Here is a 15,937-nt window from a genome sequence, read left to right on the forward strand (position 1 = left end):
AATTTCGAACACGGAAAGGAGAACATACGTTATGAGTAAAGTTGCTTTTTTATTGGCGAATGATTTTGAAGATTCGGAAATGCAGGTGCCATATGATGAAGTGAAAAAAGCTGGACATGAAGTAGAGATCATCGGTTTGAAAGCAGGAGAATCGCTAAAAGGTAAGGGAGGAAAAGTAACCTATACCTCAGATAAGGCGATCTCAGAGGTTTCCTCATCCGATTATGATGCGGTAGTTATACCTGGTGGTTCTTCTCCTGAAAATCTGCGGACAGATGCAAACATTTTGAAGTTTGTAACGGAGATTAATAGTGCGAAGAAACCAATCGCGGCAATCTGCCATGGTCCACAGATTTTGGCCAGTGCTGACTTGCTCAAAGGTCGTACCGTGACGTCATATCCACCGCTTAAGGATGATATGGTGAATGCTGGGGCAGAATTTAAGGATCATGAAGCTGTAGTGGATGGAAACTATATTACATCCAGAACACCTGAGGATGAGCCAGCGTTTGTCCGTGAATTGTTGAAAGTCATTTAATTTCCATTAAATGAATGAGCCTAATATAGTTTAGAATTTTAGAATTCTAAACGTTGTTTTAGCTTAGAACTATGGCAGTTCAACTCGATAAAGGAGGGTTTGACATGGCAAAACATATTCAGGCGTATTTTCGAACAGAAGATGAGGCAGAGGGAGCAAGAATCTCACTTCAAGCGTATCGCACAGAGCATTTGGAGGTAGGACAACTGGATGGTGCGGTAGGTAGAAATAATCGCATACTGATACCTTTGGTGCCATACACCGCCACGGGTGGTGCAGGAACGAGTGGAGGTATAGGTGTGGGAACAGCACCTGGTGCTCCAGGAGCGGGGAACGTTGTTCCTGTAGTCGCGGATGTAGATCGTGATGCAGAGAAAGATCCTCGTGATCGGATCAATGAGGATGGAGACTTGCTAAATGCTGCGGATGTGTCTCCGGGAGATTATAGTGATCTGCATTACGTTTTGTCTGCCAAAGTGAGCGATGAGGACTATGATGATATCGTTCATAAGCTCCGCTCTAACCATGCCTATGTAGAGGAATTGGACGAATAATATATTCAAGGCTAGCAAGCCCCTGTAACGTCTGACTTTCAGGCGTTGCAGGGGCTTTGTACATGTAAAATAGCTTGTTTATAAAGCGCTATCATTTTTGTAATATTACTGTAATATTAGTTACATAAGGCTTTAACATAGTGGGCTTATAATAACACACATGACCCCCTTTTTTTATATATGATTTGAGCCCGCACACGGTGTGCGGGCTTTTTTTTGCAGTCTTTTCAGGTTAACCCTTGACTTTAGCACTGCGGTTCATTACAATCAGGAAATAATATTGACTTCAAACGTTAGATTAGAGCGTTAAAGGACATATAACGATGATTTGATGACGGGACCAAGTACTCCGTGCCCACATGACCAGAGAGGAATCCCCAGGCTGTAAGGATTCTCTTGATGAGCGGACGAATGACTTCCCCGAGAACAGACTGCGAACACTTCTGAGCTTCTTATGATGGTCAGTAGCAGCCCTGCGCAGACGTGCGTTACACGTTGAGCGGAATGGTTCTGAATGAATTCATACAAGTGCACTTGTTGTATGATCAGACGAATCACCTGAACGGCTAATGTTTCAGGTTTCCGAAATGTGGGTGGTACCACGGGTGAATGTTAAACACAATCTCTCGTCCCTTTGTTTGCTGTATACAGCGACAGGGCGAGGGATTTTTTGCTATTTAAAGAGATTGTTCCAAAAATATATCAATGCTGGAGGGATGAATGATGGCTTTTCAAAAACCAACAGGTACACAAGATTTGTTGCCTGGCGTTGTAGAGAAATGGCAGTACGTAGAAGAAAAAGCACGTGACCTCTGCCGCCGCTTCAACTATCGTGAAATTCGCACACCGATTTTCGAACAGACTTCTTTGTTTGTGCGAGGTGTAGGAGAGACGACGGATATTGTCGAGAAGGAAATGTACACGTTTGACGATAAGGGTAATCGAAGTATGACTCTTCGTCCTGAGGGCACTGCTGGTGTGGTGCGAGCTTATGTGGAGAATAAAATCTATGGTGAACCCGATGTAAGCAAACTGTACTATATTGGTCCGATGTTCCGTTATGAGCGTCCCCAAGCAGGGCGTCAGCGTCAGTTTCATCAGTTTGGCGTAGAGGCGATCGGAGCACTTGATCCAGCTATTGATGCAGAAGTAATTGCACTCGGTTACCAACTATGTGTAGAGCTTGGCTTGAAGGATGTCAAAGTTGAGATCAACTCCGTAGGCAATCCAACCAGTCGTGCGGCTTACCGCGAACAATTGCTGGGATTCCTCAGACCGATGAAAGATACTCTCTGCAAAGATTGCCAATCCCGGATGGAGCGTAACCCCCTGCGTGTGCTCGATTGCAAAGTAGATCAGGATAAATTCGTTGGTGCACCGTCCATTCTGGACAGTCTTGATGAAGAGTCTCTGAATCACTTTGCCAAGCTAAAAGCATATCTGGATGACTTCGGTGTAGACTATGCCGTGAACAATCGTCTCGTACGTGGACTGGATTATTACACGCTCACTGCTTTTGAGTTGAAGGCACAAGGTATTGGTGCAATTGATACTGTAGGTGGCGGTGGTCGATATAACGGTCTTGTCGGAGATATTGGCGGGCCGGATCAGCCAGGTATTGGTTTCGGAATTGGTTTGGAGCGGATTCAGCTTATTCTGGAACACCAAAACATTGACGTTACCACACTTGCTCCGCTCGATGTTTACTTTGTCGCTTTAGGCGAGGCAGCGGATCGCGAAGTAAACCGTCAGCTGTTCAAACTGCGTCAATCCGGTTTATCTGGAGAACGTGACTACCTGGGTCGTAAGATGAAAGCTCAGATGAAGTCAGCAGACCGTTTCAAAGCACGTTACACCGCCATTCTCGGTGATGATGAGCTAGAGCGCGGTGAGATTGCACTGAAATCCATGGATACCGGTGAACAACAGACAGTGAAGCTTGAAGACTTGGTCACTGCAATCCAAGGTAAGTAGATCAGGGTAAGTAAAATCTTTTGAAAACTGTATCCAATGCAACAAAATATAAGAAGTAACATATGATCCGGCTATCTTACAGACGAACGTAGACTAAACACGATTTGATGTGGAAGGTTGAGTGATTCTGTAAGAACAACGCCTATTCAATAAAATCGTCTTCACACAACCGCACTGGTGATAACGGGATCTGCCTGCTATCAACACAGAACGGAAATTCACATAATGAGGAGTTTGGTTATGAAAAGAAGTCATCATTGCGGCGCATTAACACCCGCACACATCGGTGAAACAGTAACATTAAACGGTTGGGTTCAGACTCGCCGTGACCTTGGGGGCGTACTCTTCATTGATCTACGTGACCGTAGTGGAATTGTACAAGTTGTCTTTAACCCAGCTTACTCAGGCGAAGCTCTGCAAATCGCAGATCGTGTACGTAGTGAGTACGTAATCGCTGTTACCGGTAAAGTCGTTAAGCGTGACGAAGAAACGGTAAACAAAAACTTGCCTACAGGCGAGATTGAAGTTCAAATTACAGAAATCGAAGTGCTGAATGCAGCCAAAACACCTCCATTCTTCATCGAAGATGGCGTTGAAGTTGATGAATCACTTCGTTTGAAATATCGTTACCTGGACCTGCGTCGTCCGGAAATGTTCGAAACATTGAAACTGCGTTCCAAAGCATCTAAAGTATTCCGTGATTATCTGGATGGAGAAGAGTTCGTTGAGGTAGAAACACCAATCTTGACTAAGAGCTCCCCGGAAGGTGCGCGTGACTATCTCGTACCAAGCCGTGTGCATGAAGGTGAATTCTTCGCCCTGCCACAATCCCCACAGATCTACAAGCAATTGCTGATGGTCGGTGGATTGGAGCGCTATTATCAAATCGCACGTTGTTTCCGTGATGAGGATCTGCGTGCAGACCGTCAACCGGAATTCACGCAAGTCGACATCGAGACTTCCTTCTTGCAACAGGATGACCTGCTGCCAATGATGGAAGAGCTTATGGCTAAATTGCTTCGTGAAACAAAAGGCATTGAGCTTGAACTGCCATTCCAACGTATCACGTATGCAGATGCAATGGGTAAATACGGCTCAGACAAACCAGATCTGCGTTTTGGCATGGAGCTGGTAGAAATGAACGATATCGTAGCGAATAGCGGTGTTAAAGTATTTGCTTCTGTCATCGAAAAAGGCGGAGAAGTAAAAGTACTGAACGCTAAAGGCTGTGGCACATGGAGCCGTAAAGAAATCGACGACCTCGGACCATTCGCAGCACGTTATGGTGCCAAAGGTCTGGCATGGATCCAAGTGAAAGATGGCGAGTTCAAAGGGCCAATCGTGAAGTTCTTCACGCCTGAAGAGATTGAAGCCGTTAAAGAACGTACAGGTGCAGAGGAAGGCGACTTGTTGCTTTTCTCCGCTGACACGAAAAAAGTCGTTGCTGACGTTCTGGGTGCATTGCGTCTGAAAATCGGTCGTCAACTTGGACTGATCGATGACAGCAAATTCAAATTTGCTTGGGTTGTAGACTTCCCACTCCTCGGATATGATGAGGATGCGAAACGTTATGTAGCAGAACACCATCCGTTCACACGTCCAAAAGATGAAGATGTGCATCTGTTCGACACAGATCCAGGTGCAATTCGCGCTCAAGCCTATGACCTTGTTCTGAATGGTTATGAAGTCGGTGGCGGTTCGATGCGTATCTACAAACGTGACGTGCAAGAAAAAATGTTTGCAGCCCTGGGATTGTCTCCAGAAGTGGCTAATGAGAAATTCGGTTACTTGCTCGAAGCATTCGAATACGGAACGCCACCACATGGCGGTATTGCCTTTGGTCTTGACCGTCTCGTGATGTTGCTTGCTGGTCGTACGAACCTGCGTGAAACGATTGCCTTCCCGAAAACGGCAAGTGCAACCGATCTGCTCATGAATGCACCTTCTGAAGTAGACAACTCGCAATTGGAACAACTTCACATCCGTGTAGCCCGTAAACCGGTAGCGGAAAAGAAATAAAGGAGGTTTCGATCTCAATGCTCCATCAATTTTCCAGAACAGAGCTGGCCATCGGACCTGCAGGTCTAGATGCTCTCAAAAATAGTACCGTAGCTGTACTCGGCATTGGCGGCGTAGGCGGTATTGCAGTAGAGGCCCTTGCGCGCAGCGGTATTGGACGTATCATCCTGATTGATAAAGACGTGGTGGATATCACGAATATCAACCGCCAGATTCACGCGTTAACAACAACCGTAGGTCAGAAAAAAGCCGATCTGATGGTTGAACGGGTGAAGCTGATCAATCCTGAGTGTGATGCGATTGCGCTGAATATGTTTTACACGGAAGAAACGTACGAGGAACTGTTCAAATATGAATTGGATTATGTGTTGGATGCATCCGACACAATCATCTATAAAGTCCACCTCATTAAAGAGTGCCTGAAACGTAACATTCCAGTGATCTCCAGCATGGGTGCGGCTAATAAAATGGATCCGACGAAATTCCAAGTTGCGGATATTTCCAAGACATCCATGGACCCGATTGCTCGTGTAGTGCGTACGAAGCTTCGTAAAGACGGTATCAAAAAAGGCGTGAAGGTGGTATTCTCCACAGAAGAGCCACTCAAACCACGCGCAGATGTTACGCAAAAAATTGTTCCGGAGAACGCACCGGAAATACGTAAAGCCAAACAGCCACCAGCGAGTAACGCCTTTGTTCCACCGGTAGCTGGACTGATTATGGTCAGCGTAGCGGTGAAAGAACTGCTTGAAAAAGCAGAGAAGCAAGAGGCATAACAAGAAGCAAAAAGAATCAAGCAAGAGGTAGTATTCATTGAATAAATTCCTCTACCTTATAGAACGTGGGTGCCTATGTGCACCTGCGTTTTTTGGTGTTTGTTTACTACCTATCTTCTGAAAAGCTCAATCGACATACCCATCTATATCAGTCACGTATATGCTGTGATAAATGAATTAGACGTGCATTTAGATATGTCAGGATTACGTCATGTACTTCAATGTGAAAACCGTGTATGATATGGATTGCTGTGCGAAATGATGATAAATACATAGAGATTCGCAGCTTGAGAGGGGAATAGAACGAATGAAACATGGATGGATGTCCAGACGACTCGGTATCGAGCCGGGGGATCAGTGGAAAAAGGAGATTGTGGCAGGAGCCATTTCTTACTTTGCCGTGGTCTATATCGTTATGGTCAATGCTACAATTCTATCTGATGCCGGAATGCCTTTACAGGCGGCTATGGTAGGCACGTTACTCACATCTATTGCGGGTTGTTTACTTATGGCATTTGGCGGGAAGTCGCCTATTGTGGTTGTACCTGGTATGGGAATTAATGCTTTCTTCACGTATACATTGGTACATTCGATGAAGCTGAGCTGGCAGGAAGCGCTGGCTGTTGTAGCCGTTACAGGGGTGTTGTTTGCAATCGTTGCATTCACGTCATTATATAAAATGATCAGCGAAGCGATCCCTAAAAATCTACAGCATGGTATTACCGTAGGGATTGGCTTGTTTTTGACGTTCATCGGTTTGCAAAAAAGCGGGATCGTGATTGCGCATCAGACTACGTTTGTAGCGATTGGGCATTTCAACGATCCTAATGTAATTACTGCCTGCGTAACGCTAGTTCTTGCGGTAATTTTGTTTATCCGTAATGTACAAGGTGGACTTCTCATCAGTATTCTGATTGGTACAGGACTTGCCTATGTCCTCGGTGCAGTACACCCAGGCGAGTCGGTATCCGCAATGGAGGCACTACGCCAGTATGGGGGCTTGTTTGGCGAGTTATCATTAATGAAGCTAGCCGACATCGCTTTCTGGATTGCCGTATTCTTATTGTTACTCATTGTAGTGTTCGAAAATATTGGACTCATAACCGCTCAGACGCAGATGATTGGCCGCCCGGAACGATTCAAAGGCAGTCTGCGGGCACTCTCCATTAGCACGGTGCTGGCAGGTATATTCGGAAGCAGCCCGCCGGTTGCGGCAGCGGAGACGACTGCGGGTATTGCTGCAGGGGGGCGCACGGGTTTGACACCGCTCGTGACAGCAGTGCTATTCGGGGCAACCTTTTTCTTCATCCCATTGCTTGGTTATATTCCAGATAGTGCGATTGCACCGATCTTAATTATTATAGGTGGTTTGATGGTGCAAGGTGTGAAGGACATGGATTTTGGCGACTTCACAGAGGCATTCCCGGCCTTTTTGATCATGGTCATGATTCCCTTTACGTATAGTATCGTGGATGGTATGGCGTTTGGATTCATCGCTTATCCACTTGCGAAGCTGGCCGCAGGACAAGGGAAACAGGTGCCGGTAGTGATGTATGGCATCTCCATTCTATTTTTGGCTAATTTCGTGCTGCATGGAGTGTTGTAAAAGGGCAGGGAACCTAATGTAAGTTCATACGTATGATCCTAGGTAGATGAGAACGGGAGGAACGGGAATGGAAGAGCAGCAACAACAAGAATTGAATGAGCCTAAGGTTGGAAAAAAGGGATTTAAGGATTTCGTTAAGCTCATCGCTTCCACGAATCCACCCAAATTAATTCTGGTTCTGGCTCTCATTTTGACTCTGATTCAGACTACAGCCGGACTGATTGTACCTCTGATGACCAAGGGTCTGATCGATGGACTGACGACCTCTGCGTTAGATAAGTCTATCATTTTGTTATTGGTTGGAGCATTTGTCATACAGGCCATTGCTTCGGGTATCAGTATTTATATGTTGAATTATGCAGGGCAACGAGTGGTGGCAACACTGCGAACCAAGCTATGGAACAAGGTGTTATCTCTACGAATGCCGTATTTTGATCGCAATCGCACTGGGGACACGATGAGCCGGATTACCAATGATACGAGTCAGATCATGACCTTAATTGCAGATTATCTTGTATCGTTTGTATCTAATATCGTTGCCGTTATTGGTGGGGTGGCGTTGTTATTTTATCTGGATTGGGTGATGTCGCTCATTATCCTAAGTCTTGTGCCACTTACGTTATTAATATTGTTACCGGTTGGGAAGAAGATGTACAAGATCTCCAAGAAACAGCAGGATGAGATGGCAGGTCTAACGTCAGTGCTTAGCCAAGTGATTGGCGAGATTCGATTAGTTAAAGCCTATGGTACGGAGAAACAGGAGGCAGAAGCAGGAGATTCCCGGATTCGCAAAATGTTTGCTTTTGGTTTGCAGGAAGCACGTATTCTGGCTCTGATCGGTCCGTTGTTTTCATTTGTCATGACGGCTGTATTGGTCGTTATTCTAGGTGTTGGTGGAATGCGCGTAGCGTCTGGTATTCTGTCCCCAGGTGAGCTGGTAGCTTTCATACTGCTCTTGTTCCAAGTCATCATGCCTATGGGACAGTTCACGACATTATATTCCCGTTTGCAAAAAGTAGTCGGAGCGACAGAGCGCATTCAAGCTATTCTTGCAGATGAGGAAGAACAGAACCACAGCACAAAGATAGCGCCTCAGGGGAATGAAACCATTGAATTTCATCAAGTGAATTTCTCCTATGTCACAGGGGAAGAAGTGCTGCATGGAATTGATCTAACGGTTCCTACACGGAAGGTAACGGCTATTGTTGGACCAAGTGGTAGTGGTAAATCGACGTTGTTCTCCTTATTGGAGCAGTTCTATATGCCGGATTCAGGTCACATTTCGTATGGTGGACAACAGATTTCGGAGTATTCTTTATCCTCTTGGCGGGGCAAGATCGGGTATGTATCACAGGAAAGTCCGCTCATGGCTGGTACGGTCAAGGACAACATTACATACGGCTTGACTCGTGAGGTTACGATGGATGAGATCAGGCGGGCTGCGGAGATGGCGTATTCGGCTGACTTCATCGACAAGCTACCTCAGGGTTATGAGACAGAAGTGGGCGAAAGGGGTATCAAGTTATCTGGGGGCCAGCGTCAACGGATCGCTATTGCTCGTGCACTGCTCCGCAGCCCGGATATTCTCATGTTGGATGAAGCGACATCCAGCTTGGATAGTACCTCAGAACATGAAGTTCAACAGGCCTTGTCCAATCTTATGGAGGGAAGAACTACGATTGTGATTGCACACCGGTTGTCTACGGTCGTCGATTCGGATCAGATTGTTGTGTTGGAGCATGGACATGTGACTGGAACAGGAACACATGCGGAATTGATCAGCAATCATCCGGTGTACCGTGAGCTGGCTCAGAAACAGTTTGTGGCTCAGGAAGGTCAGAATAATTAATTTCTAATTACAGGTACAGTTGTGCGTATTTCACCATAGATAATCAACAAGCTCAAGCTATACACCGTTGTTCTTTCGTTTCTTACAAACGAGAACAGCGGTTTTTAGTTTGCTGGTATGGGGTGTGCCTGTAGCTTTTTGCAGATCAATGTGATATATTGGGTATCCTTTTGCGTGGTCAGTGATTGGCTATGCAGAGCAAACATATTCTTAGGAGGTAACTGAAACATGTCAGACAGCTTTCAAAGTGCCTATCAAGAAGAAGAGTACAGGTTAGAGCGAACGATGGAGGAAGTGGATCGTCAGTTGGAACGACTGCGGAATGTTCCGGTCTATACCGGCCACGACTTCACAGAGCAAGTGTTGGAAGCGGGACGCGAAGAGCGCCGCACCGCCTTGTCCAAGAGCGCGCAGCAACCCTATTTCGGACGCTTGGATTTCGAAGAGCAGGGCAGCGGTGCACGGAAACCGCTGTATATTGGCAAGATCGGCGTAGACCGCGAAGAGGTGGGCGAGCATCCGCTCGTCATCGATTGGCGTGCTCCTGTCGCGAGTCTGTTTTACTCTTTTACAGGAGGCGAAGCCTCCGCTACGTATGAAGCCCCAGAAGGGCTTATCGAAGGTCTAGTGTACTTGAAACGAAACGTTGTCATTCGGCAGCGGATATTGGAGCGTGTGGCAGATACGTATAATCGCGATAGCGACCAGCCAGCCGTATCGGATGAATTCCTCGTGTATCGGTTGGGTGAGAACAAGGATAACAAGCTTCGTGATATTGTCTCTACTATTCAGGCAGAGCAGGATCAGATCATTCGGGCGGCAAGAAACACCGCTTTGATTATCCAGGGTGTGGCTGGATCTGGAAAAACAACAGTTGCCCTGCACCGCCTTGCCTTCTTGCTGTATCAATATAAGGAGCAGGTATCTGCGGAGAAAATGGTTATTTTTGCACCGAACCATATGTTCCTTGACTACATCTCCGATGTACTGCCCGAACTGGGTGTAGGTGATATCCAGCAGCAAACTTTCCCGGATTGGGCGATGAATCTGCTCGGTCTAGAGATGCCTTTGGCAGATACGGCGGAGACATTAAACACATGGTTCGAAACACCAGCCGCTCGTCCTGAGCTGAATGATGATGTTCCTGGGCGCTACAAAGGATCGATCCGCTTCATGGAGCTGATTAAGGAATGGCTGTCCGGGATGGAAGAGGATTCCGTGCCAGATATGGACTTCAGCCCATGGGATGGGGCAGTGCTCAGTAAAGCCGAGATCGAGGGTTGGTTTGGAGACGAATACAAGCACTACCCACTCGCCAAACGAAAAGAACGCGTCATGGCACGTATTCATCGCTGGATTGAGATGGAACTCAAAAAACCTGCACCGGAGGCTGTACGCAAGGAACGCAAAAAGAAAGCAGCTACCCGGGAAAAGGCTTACGCCAAAAAGTGGCCGCAATATGAGCCGCTAACGCTGTATAAGCAATTGTTCAAAGTGATTAAAGGTGGTTCAGTACCAGCATCTGCACAGCAAGCGATTCCGAAGATGGTTATGAAGCAGACGGCAGCAGACCTGAAGGAAAATCGTGTGCGGGAAGAGGATTTGCCTGCGCTCGTTTATATTCATACGTTGGTTAATGATATCGAAGGCAATGATCGGTTCGATCACGTCGTTATTGATGAAGCGCAGGATTTTTCCCCGTTTCACGTGGCATTGCTGGATCTGTTTGTAAAAGGTCATTCCTTCACGATTCTTGGCGATCTCTCGCAAGGCATTCATGAGTACCGAGGTGTACACACATGGGAAGAGATGAGCTCCTTGTTTCCAGCTGAGCAGAATGCTTATTTTGCACTAACACGTAGTTATCGTTCTACAATGGAGATCATTGATTATGCGAATACCATTCTGGAACAGGGCGTTAAGAGCGGGATTACAGCGATCCCTGTGTTTCGGAGTGGTGATCCTGTCCGGACTCTGCCTTATGGTAGTGAGGGGCGGACTGCGAGTCTAGAGCGTGCTTTGAAGCTGCTCACAGTCAAGGATTATCGGACAGTTTCTATTCTAACGCGTACCTTGCATGAAGCGAAGGAGTTACATCGTGAGTTAGTGCAGGCGGGGTGGGAGCTTAATCTGATTGATGGCGGCAAAAAAGAGTATACTGGTGGTCACTCCGTCCTGCCTGTGTATTTGTCCAAAGGGCTGGAGTTTGATGCAGCCATTGTGGCGGATGTGGATCAGACGCATTATCTGCCTAATGCAGGGGATGCGAAGTTGCTATATGTAGGGTGTACACGTGCCTTGCATGAGCTATGGCTGTTTCATGAAGGTGATCTACCAGCTTATGCTTCTGCAACGCATAATTCGGACGGTGACCTGGTATCGATTCAGCAGTGGCCTGAAGTTTAGAGCGAGATGAAATTGATTCATCGATAAATAAATGCGACAAGTCATGGTGCTTAGAGAGCGCCATGACTTTTTTTGTACTTGTATAAGTTACTGGTATTATCTACTATTATTATCTACTCATATTACTTATTCGTATTATCTACTTGTGCTGACGGCTCGTTTTGACCACATGTATGACCACTCGTACTAGCTACTTATGTCAGCTATTACGAATTCGTTGTACTCAGCTGTATCATGCGTCGACGTCGATTGACCAGATAAATACCGATACAGATGAACGATCCACCTACACCCATCATCCACTCCATGCGTTCGGATAGCAAAATCCAGCTTGAAAGTACACCAAAGAACGGAGCCAAGAAGAGGAAAGAACTTGTTTTGGCGGGATCACTGTGTTGTAGCAGATAGAACCAGAGTGAGAATTGAATGATCGAACAGATGAGTGCGAGCCACAACAGGACAAAGACAGAGGTCACATTTAGAGCAAAATGGGGTTCTTCCGTCCAAGCACTTAAGATCAGAAGAACAATGCCACCAGCGAGCATTTGGTATGCGGTAAGTACAAACGTATCCTGCGCAGCCCCCCAGCGTTTAATCAGTAATGTGGACACGGCAAAACAAAAGGCGCCGGCAAGACCAATCCATGTTCCCGGACTTACGCTCAGCTGCAGACCAAACGTTAATACAACCCCTATGAAACCTAGCAGAACACCAGCCCACTGGCTCATGCGATAACTCACCCCATACAGAACTGCACTGAATAGAATGACAAGTAGGGGATTGGTGAAGGTCAGAATGGCCGACTCTCCCGAAGTGATCCAGTTCATACTGTAGTACGCGCAGCCCATGACACCGGCGGACTGGAATAGTCCGATCAAGGCTACCTGGAACCATTGTCGACATCCTACGGGCTGCGGGCGTTTACGCACAATATAGACCATTATGATGCTGGCTAGGATATAACGCAGTCCCATAAGTAAGAAGGGCGGAGCGTAGTGCATGCCTATTTTACCAACAGGAAATGAAGTTCCCATAATGAACGTAGTGATGATAATCAGTAGTGTGTATCGTCCGGTTTTCATACCAAAAGTACTCCTTTAAATGAATTACTTACAAAATCTGACCAGCAACGGTTATGTGCTGTTTCCTGATACCCTCAATTGTAGGGCTGATCTGTCATGCTGTATAATGATTGTTAGTGATCTTGGTATCATTAATAATGATGTCAAGTGAGGAGGATATGATGATCATATGGAGAGCGGAGATCTACGAATATTTCAAGTTGTAGCCCAGGAAGGCAATCTAACCAAGGCAGCGGAGCGTCTCGGCTATGTACAGTCCAATGTCACAGCAAGAATTAAATACCTGGAGGCCGAGGTCGGTACGTTATTATTCATTCGCCATAATAGGGGGATGACGTTATCTCCTGCGGGGGAATTGCTGCTTACCTATGCCAATAAGATTATCGGATTACTGAATGAGGCGGAGAAAGCACTATGGGCCACCAATGAGCCAACAGGCCCGCTACGAATCGGCTCTACACAGACGGCTGCAGCTGTGCGATTGCCAGAGCTGTTTGCGAGTTATTATACACTGTATCCATCGGTTTCCTTGTCATTAAGCACAGGCAACTCACAATATCTAATGGATCAGGTGCTGGGATATGAACTGGAAGGAGCTTTTATAAGCTGCTTATGTGATCATCCTGATCTTTCCGGGGTACCCGTCTACGAAGAGGAATTATTTATTGTATCCTCTGGCATTCGTCCAGAGAATCAAGAACTCGTTGAGAAGCCTGTTTTAGTGTACAGTATGGGGTGCTCCTACCGTCAAATTTTAGAAGACTGGCTACGAAGCAATGGTGTTAATCGTCCCGTAATTATGGAGTTTGGTACGCTTGAAGCCATCATTAGTGGGGTGACTTCAGGTATGGGGATTTCATTGTTACCTGAAATTGTAATTCGACATCATTTGCAACAAGGATTATTGCGTAAACATTCACTTCCTTTGGGTATGAGTCATATGATGACGTATTTTATCACTCGCAAAGATGCCTTTGTGAGTAGTGCTCTACGTGCATTTATGGATTTGTTACCGAAAGAGTATGTTATGATAGAGAGTAGAGGTCATTAGTTAAGGAAGTGATAGATCATGGATTTATTTTCATTTCAACAGGATTCACAGCCACAGGCAAGACTGCTTGCTGACCGGATGCGGCCAGAGCAGCTTGATGAATATATTGGACAAGAACATATTATCGGACAGGGGAAATTGCTGCGACGTGCAATCGAAGCGGATCAGATTTCCTCCATCTTATTATACGGCCCTCCAGGCTGTGGCAAGACAACCCTTGCCAACATCATCTCCAAGCATACACAGGGTCAATTTGTGCGTCTCAACGCAGTGGATGCCTCTGTCAAAGATGTGCGTGAAGTGATCGAACAGGCGCAGACGAACAAACAGCTGTATGGTACCAAAACGATTCTGTTTCTGGACGAAGTTCATCGCTTCAATAGCTCTAGACAGGATGCTCTTCTTCCGGCAGTAGAGAAAGGTACGATAATTTTTATCGGTGCTACGACGGAGAATCCCTTTCACTATGTCAATGGAGCCTTAATGAGTCGTTCCACCTTGTTCCAGTTAGAGTCCTTGAACAAGGAGCATTCTCTAATTGCGATGCGTCGTGCGCTTGCGGATGCGGACAAAGGGCTGGGCTTTATGGAGCTGCAGGTAGACGAGGAAGCGTTGGAGCATATTGCTACGATGGCTAATGGGGATATTCGCCGAGCGTTAAATGCACTTGAACTGGCTGCCCTGACGACACCACCGGAGAAGGATGGTACGATTCATATTACGCTTGGTGTAGCGGAGGAGTCAATTCGGCGTCCCATCGTAAAAGCGGATGAATCAACGCAATATGATGTGTTATCTGCCTTCCACAAGAGTATTCGTGGTTCTAGTGATGCGGCATTATTCTGGTTTTTATATGCAGTGGAGAAGCTCGGCATGGATCCGATGACGTTTATTCGTCGCCTGATTGCAGCGAGCAGTGAGGACATTGGACTTGCTAATCCACAAGCGATGACACAAGCCATTGGCGCATTGGATGCATACCGGAACAACGGATGGCCTGAAGCCAAGCTGAACATTGCTCAAGCGATTTTATTTGCGGTAGAGAGCCCTAAATCGAATGCGGTGTATACGGCCATATCCAAAGCGATGAATGCCATTGATGAAGTGAAATCGGCAGAGGTTCCTCTTCATTTGAGGGATACGCATTACTCTGGTGCAGTCAAACTTGGACATGAAGGTTATCAATACCCGCATAACTATCCAGGACATTATGTGAAGCAGGAATACCTACCTAAGCAACTATCACGCCGTGTATTTTACGAAGCGACAGAGCAGGGGAATGAATCGAAAATTCGGCTGAATCAACAGCGACGCAGAGATCTGTAATTATGAAAGAATTCATATATGTGGCGTGTGGTGGATTGGTAGGAACACTTACCCGGTATGGAGTACAGGTCTGGATACCTGCAGCGAATGAAGGTTTTCCTTGGGCGGTTCTGTTGATTAATGCGCTTGGCAGCTTGTTCCTGGGGTGGTTCTTCACCGTTGCTGTCCCGGGTAAAATAACACCTCAACTCCGCCTAGCAATCGGCACTGGATTTACAGGGGCGTTCACTACATTTTCCACGTTCAGTCTAGATATCGTGCGGTTGATCGAGGGAGGACTATGGGAGAGAGCTCTTATATACCTGTTTGTTAGTTTGGTTGCGGGACTGCTTCTCTGTGGGCTTGGCATGAAAATTGGACATCAAATGCTTAGCAAATCGTCGGCAGGAGGTGCTTCATGATCCTGTGGATTGGGTGTGCAGGTATGGTGGGTGCAGTGCTTCGTTATAGTCTCGGAAAATGGATTACGGGCTCCATCGGTACAGGATTTCCGTGGGGAACCTGGATGATTAATATCAGTGGTTCTCTATTACTGGGTTTGCTGTATGGCTGGCATCAGTCGGCGATAATACCGGATTGGTTATGGGTGGTAGGAGGTACAGGGTTCTGCGGAGCATATACCACCTTCTCCACCTTCGGATATGAAACGCTTGGCTTGTTGAATCAAGCAAGGTATGCCCGAGCTGCTGTGTATGTAGCTAGTTCAGTTGTGCTAGGTGTAACCGCCGCTTATGTAGGAACCTGGATCGGGTGATG

At 46.5% G+C, this 15,937-nt stretch carries 13 protein-coding genes; 12 read left to right on the forward strand and 1 reads right to left on the reverse strand.

Annotated elements, in window-relative coordinates; all coding sequences use genetic code 11:
• The first annotated feature begins 31 nt into the window (after positions 1–31).
• The 8 genes from M3636_RS00165 to M3636_RS00200 all read left to right on the forward strand — a co-directional run bounded on the left by M3636_RS00165 (position 32) and on the right by M3636_RS00200 (position 11,722).
• Complete coding sequence (locus tag M3636_RS00165) at positions 32–538, forward strand: type 1 glutamine amidotransferase domain-containing protein (RefSeq protein ID WP_128103269.1); 507 nt, start codon at positions 32–34, stop codon at positions 536–538.
• Positions 539–642: 104 nt separating this feature from the next.
• Positions 643–1,092, forward strand: coding sequence for a hypothetical protein (locus M3636_RS00170; protein WP_128103268.1), 450 nt, complete (start codon positions 643–645; stop codon positions 1,090–1,092).
• Between the two features lie 723 nt (positions 1,093–1,815).
• Positions 1,816–3,066, forward strand: a complete 1,251-nt coding sequence (gene hisS / locus M3636_RS00175) for a histidine--tRNA ligase (protein WP_128104574.1) — start codon at positions 1,816–1,818, stop codon at positions 3,064–3,066.
• Between the two features lie 240 nt (positions 3,067–3,306).
• Complete coding sequence (gene aspS, locus M3636_RS00180) at positions 3,307–5,085, forward strand: aspartate--tRNA ligase (protein ID WP_063567716.1); 1,779 nt, start codon at positions 3,307–3,309, stop codon at positions 5,083–5,085.
• Positions 5,086–5,102: 17 nt separating this feature from the next.
• Entirely contained in the window at positions 5,103–5,861 is a 759-nt protein-coding gene (locus M3636_RS00185; protein WP_128103267.1) for a tRNA threonylcarbamoyladenosine dehydratase, read from the forward strand.
• A 307-nt stretch (positions 5,862–6,168) separates the two neighbouring features.
• Positions 6,169–7,467, forward strand: a complete 1,299-nt coding sequence (locus tag M3636_RS00190; RefSeq protein WP_251380901.1) for an NCS2 family permease — start codon at positions 6,169–6,171, stop codon at positions 7,465–7,467.
• Positions 7,468–7,534: 67 nt separating this feature from the next.
• Positions 7,535–9,316, forward strand: coding sequence for an ABC transporter ATP-binding protein (locus M3636_RS00195; RefSeq protein ID WP_251380902.1), 1,782 nt, complete (start codon positions 7,535–7,537; stop codon positions 9,314–9,316).
• Between the two features lie 228 nt (positions 9,317–9,544).
• On the forward strand, positions 9,545–11,722 hold the full coding sequence (locus tag M3636_RS00200; protein ID WP_251380903.1) for a HelD family protein: 2,178 nt from the start codon (positions 9,545–9,547) through the stop codon (positions 11,720–11,722).
• Between the two features lie 206 nt (positions 11,723–11,928).
• Here the strand turns inward: M3636_RS00200 and M3636_RS00205 are convergent, their stop codons facing one another.
• The gene (locus M3636_RS00205) at positions 11,929–12,804 is read right to left on the reverse strand and encodes a DMT family transporter (RefSeq protein ID WP_251380904.1); all 876 of its coding nucleotides are present in this window, start codon (positions 12,802–12,804) and stop codon (positions 11,929–11,931) included.
• A gap of 169 nt (positions 12,805–12,973) precedes the next feature.
• On the opposite strand from M3636_RS00205, the gene M3636_RS00210 reads away from it, so the two are divergent.
• Genes M3636_RS00210 through crcB (M3636_RS00225) form a run of 4 tightly spaced genes read left to right on the forward strand, consistent with a single transcriptional unit; the run spans position 12,974 to position 15,935 of the window.
• Positions 12,974–13,855: a LysR family transcriptional regulator gene (locus tag M3636_RS00210; RefSeq protein ID WP_251380905.1), complete on the forward strand. Its 882-nt coding sequence runs from the start codon at positions 12,974–12,976 to the stop codon at positions 13,853–13,855.
• 18 nt (positions 13,856–13,873) lie between these two features.
• Positions 13,874–15,181 carry a replication-associated recombination protein A gene (locus tag M3636_RS00215; RefSeq protein ID WP_145408152.1) on the forward strand — a complete coding sequence of 436 codons (1,308 nt, stop codon included), beginning with the start codon at positions 13,874–13,876 and terminating at the stop codon, positions 15,179–15,181.
• A 2-nt stretch (positions 15,182–15,183) separates the two neighbouring features.
• Positions 15,184–15,582, forward strand: a complete 399-nt coding sequence (gene crcB, locus M3636_RS00220) for a fluoride efflux transporter CrcB (protein WP_251380906.1) — start codon at positions 15,184–15,186, stop codon at positions 15,580–15,582.
• Positions 15,579–15,935: a fluoride efflux transporter CrcB gene (gene crcB, locus M3636_RS00225; RefSeq protein ID WP_251380907.1), complete on the forward strand. Its 357-nt coding sequence runs from the start codon at positions 15,579–15,581 to the stop codon at positions 15,933–15,935. The genes crcB (M3636_RS00220) and crcB (M3636_RS00225) overlap by 4 nt, the downstream gene beginning before the upstream one ends.
• The last annotated feature ends 2 nt before the right edge of the window (positions 15,936–15,937 follow it).

Origin of the sequence: Paenibacillus sp. MER 99-2, assembly GCF_023714095.1 — a bacterium.
GTDB lineage: Bacteria > Bacillota > Bacilli > Paenibacillales > Paenibacillaceae > Paenibacillus.

Excerpts from the sequence above, each read along its gene's own strand:
- M3636_RS00165 (WP_128103269.1), top strand. The coding sequence starts at position 32 with ATGAGTAAAGTTGCTTTTTTATTGGCGAATGATTTTGAAGATTCGGAA.
- M3636_RS00170 (WP_128103268.1), top strand. The coding sequence starts at position 643 with ATGGCAAAACATATTCAGGCGTATTTTCGAACAGAAGATGAGGCAGAG.
- hisS (WP_128104574.1), top strand. The coding sequence starts at position 1,816 with ATGGCTTTTCAAAAACCAACAGGTACACAAGATTTGTTGCCTGGCGTT.
- aspS (WP_063567716.1), top strand. The coding sequence starts at position 3,307 with ATGAAAAGAAGTCATCATTGCGGCGCATTAACACCCGCACACATCGGT.
- M3636_RS00185 (WP_128103267.1), top strand. The coding sequence starts at position 5,103 with ATGCTCCATCAATTTTCCAGAACAGAGCTGGCCATCGGACCTGCAGGT.
- M3636_RS00190 (WP_251380901.1), top strand. The coding sequence starts at position 6,169 with ATGAAACATGGATGGATGTCCAGACGACTCGGTATCGAGCCGGGGGAT.
- M3636_RS00195 (WP_251380902.1), top strand. The coding sequence starts at position 7,535 with ATGGAAGAGCAGCAACAACAAGAATTGAATGAGCCTAAGGTTGGAAAA.
- M3636_RS00200 (WP_251380903.1), top strand. The coding sequence starts at position 9,545 with ATGTCAGACAGCTTTCAAAGTGCCTATCAAGAAGAAGAGTACAGGTTA.
- M3636_RS00205 (WP_251380904.1), bottom strand. The coding sequence starts at position 12,804 with ATGAAAACCGGACGATACACACTACTGATTATCATCACTACGTTCATT.
- M3636_RS00210 (WP_251380905.1), top strand. The coding sequence starts at position 12,974 with ATGGAGAGCGGAGATCTACGAATATTTCAAGTTGTAGCCCAGGAAGGC.
- M3636_RS00215 (WP_145408152.1), top strand. The coding sequence starts at position 13,874 with ATGGATTTATTTTCATTTCAACAGGATTCACAGCCACAGGCAAGACTG.
- crcB (WP_251380906.1), top strand. The coding sequence starts at position 15,184 with ATGAAAGAATTCATATATGTGGCGTGTGGTGGATTGGTAGGAACACTT.
- crcB (WP_251380907.1), top strand. The coding sequence starts at position 15,579 with ATGATCCTGTGGATTGGGTGTGCAGGTATGGTGGGTGCAGTGCTTCGT.